Annotated in this window: 4 protein-coding genes; all 4 read left to right on the top strand. The window is 36.1% G+C overall.

What is annotated here, in order from left to right; all coding sequences use genetic code 11:
• Positions 1-238: 238 nt before the first annotated feature.
• A complete protein-coding gene (locus AACZ30_RS13560) occupies positions 239-1,438 on the top strand; it encodes a PQQ-dependent sugar dehydrogenase (protein ID WP_339650030.1) in 1,200 nt (399 codons plus the stop codon).
• Positions 1,439-1,530: 92 nt separating this feature from the next.
• Positions 1,531-2,139, top strand: a complete 609-nt coding sequence (gene udk, locus AACZ30_RS13555; RefSeq protein ID WP_208225206.1) for a uridine kinase — start codon at positions 1,531-1,533, stop codon at positions 2,137-2,139.
• Positions 2,140-2,228: 89 nt separating this feature from the next.
• Positions 2,229-2,546: a septum formation initiator family protein gene (locus AACZ30_RS13550; RefSeq protein ID WP_339650027.1), complete on the top strand. Its 318-nt coding sequence runs from the start codon at positions 2,229-2,231 to the stop codon at positions 2,544-2,546.
• 20 nt (positions 2,547-2,566) lie between these two features.
• The coding region (locus AACZ30_RS13545) for a methylmalonyl-CoA mutase family protein (protein ID WP_339650024.1) at positions 2,567-3,227 on the top strand (661 nt) is incomplete at its 3' end.

The following is a 3,227-nucleotide window of genomic DNA, read 5'->3' as shown; positions in this document are numbered from 1 at the left end:
AACCGGGCTACGCTACACCCCGAGTAATTTTTTAATCGCGCTCGGCGCGATAACTTAAGTTTATAATAGCTAAAACTATTTTTAAACTTCAAAATTTCAATTTGAGTGAACTAATATCCCCCAAAGCGGGTGCAAATATAAGAAAACTTATCAGTCTACAAGAAAAACTTTAGATTTTTTATATCTTAGTTGAATCTTGCTGACAATGCAGGATAAGCTAATCACAAAAAAAATTATTATGAAGCGAATTTTATTATTATTGGGCTTGATTTTTACTTTTTCCGCCTGCGGAGATAATCAAAAATCTGATAAAAAAGCCGAGGTGGAAGAACCAACAGAAACAAATGCTCAGGATTCTGATAATCCGGTACCAAAAGAAATGCCAGAAGCTGTTTCTCCCGAAAATGAATATAAACACGAGGTTGTTGCAGAGAATATGTCAATTCCATGGGGCTTTGATTTTCTTCCCGATGGTAGCATCCTTGCAACCGAAAAAGGTGGCGATATTTATCATTTTAAAGATGGTAAACGTGTAGCTATTACAGGTGGTCCCGAAATTTACAATCAGGGGCAGGGTGGATTACTGGATATCGCCCTTCATCCCGATTTTGAGAACAACAATTGGGTTTATATCACCTATTCATCAGATGAAGGTGAAGGCGAAGGTGGAAATACTGCTTTAATGCGAGCCAAACTGGAAAACAATCAACTAACCGGTCGCGAAGATTTATACAAAGCCACTCCTAACTCTACCAGAGGCCAACATTTTGGATCACGAATTATTTTTGACGGAGAAGGTCATTTATTTTTTACTATTGGAGATAGAGGAAATAGAGATGTGAATCCGCAGGATATTACAAGAGATGGCGGAAAGGTATACCGACTTAACTTAGACGGAAGCGTACCTTCAGACAATCCTTTTGTAGGTGAAGAAAACACTATAGAAGCTATTTATTCTTACGGACACAGAAATCCGCAGGGTATGATTTTCAACGAAGAAACCGGTGAAGTTTGGGTTAATGAACACGGCCCAAAAGGTGGTGATGAAATTAATGTTGTAAAAGCTGGAAAAAATTACGGTTGGCCGGTAGTAACTTATGGTGAAAATTATGATGGCACCACTATTACTGAAGATAGAACAGGACCTGAATTTCAGAACCCACTTACCTACTGGTTACCATCAATCGCACCAAGCGGATTTGAAAAAGTAACTTCAGATAAATATCCAGAGCTTAAAGGAAACTTTTTAGTGGGTGCCCTTAAATTTCAATATTTAGAACATTTAGCCATAGAAAATGGAGAAGTAACTACACGTGAGAAATTATTGGAAGGTCTTGGAAGATTAAGAGATGTTCAACAAGGCCCTGACGGATTTATCTACGCTGCTGTTGAAGGAACGGGAATAGTAAAATTGCTACCCCTGGAGGAAGCTGAATAATTTATAATCCTAAGATCAAAGCTTAGGAATTAAAACATCATATTTATTTCTAATTTGGGGCAAATGTTTAAATTTGCCCCAAATTTTTTTAGATGCTCATTATAGGAATTACAGGTGGAACCGGTAGTGGAAAAACTACGGTAGTAAGGCAAATTATAGACGAATTAAAAAATGAAGAGGTAGATGTAATTTCCCAGGATTCCTACTATAAAGATCTAAGTCATTTAGCTAAAGAAGAGCGGGTTAAAACCAATTTTGACCACCCAAAATCTATAGATTTTGATCTTTTAGTTGAACATTTAAAAGAACTTAAAGCAGGCAATACCATTCAACAGCCTGTATATTCATTTACAGAACATAACCGCACCAAACAAACCCTGGAAACTCAACCCAGGAAAGTGGTGATTGTCGAAGGCATTCTAATCTTCGCCCATCCTGATATTAGGGAGATGTTTGATATTAAAATCTACGTTCATGCCGATAGTGACGAGCGTTTAATTCGCCGACTTAAGAGAGATATTTCTGAACGTGGGCGCGATTTAGATGAAGTTTTATGGCGATATCAAACTACGCTGAAACCAATGCACCAGCAGTTTATAGAACCTACCAAAGAATTTGCCGATATCATTATTCCTACCAACCGTTATAACACCGTTGCTGTTGATATTGTGCAAACCATAATCAAAGACCGCTTGACCTAATTTTGTATCTTTAAGCCAAATAGCCGATAAAAATTTAAGTTTTACGGTTTAACCAAAACAATCTTAATTAGTTACTGAAGTTAGAAGGTGTGAAATTAAAGGAATTAAGAAGCAAAAAATGGTTTAAAATTATTAGCAACAAATATGTGCTGCTAATAATTATTTTTGGAGGCTGGATGCTATTTTTAGATAGTAATTCCTGGTTAGTCCATAATGAACTCAACCAGGAAGTAGAGGAGCTTGAAGAAAACAGGCAGTATTACAAAAATGAAATCTCCAAAGATAAAGCAACCATACAACAGCTTCAGGATTCGGTAGAGATGGAAAAATTTGCGCGCCAGCAATATTATATGAAACGTCCCAATGAAGAAATATTCATCATTGAATACGACACAATTCAGGATTAATTTTTCAGAAAAACCACACAATGAAAGAATCATTATTTCAGGAATTTGAAGAAGTTTCTGCAAAAGAATGGAAACAAAAAATACAATTTGATCTAAAAGGAGCCGATTATAACGAAAAACTCGTCTATAAATCCCTTGACGGAATTAATATAAAACCTTTTTATAGTGCTGAAGATGTTGAAGAAAGCATAAAAACCCCTTCTCCAAAAAACTGGAACATTTGCGAAAGATTATACGTGGTTTCTGCTGAAAAAAGCAATAAACGCGCAAATGAGATCCTTAAAAAAGGAACCGAAAGCCTTTGGTTTATCATCCCGAATGAAGAAATTTCTTTTGAAAATTTACTTCAGGGAATAACACTGGATAAAACCATAATTTACTTTAGTTTCAGCTTTTTTTCTGAAGATTATTTCAAACGTTTGCGGGAATTTTTAAAAGAAAAAGACCACCAGGTTTTTCTTCAATTTGATATTGTAGGAAATCTTGTCCGTTCCGGAAACTGGTTCCATAACCTTCAAAAAGATCACGAAATCCTTGAAAGTATTTTTACCAATTCCGAAGATTTCAAATCGGTAATCAGCATAGATACCACCTTATATCAAAACTCCGGTGCTAATATTCCGCAGCAATTGGCTTATGCCCTGGCGCACGTTAACGAATATCTTAACCATTTTCAGGAAA

The organism is uncultured Salegentibacter sp., assembly GCF_963972535.1.
In the GTDB taxonomy this organism is placed as follows: domain Bacteria; phylum Bacteroidota; class Bacteroidia; order Flavobacteriales; family Flavobacteriaceae; genus Salegentibacter.
The sequence above is the reverse complement of the archived record's forward strand: the minus strand, read 5'-3'. Positions and strand labels throughout refer to the sequence as shown.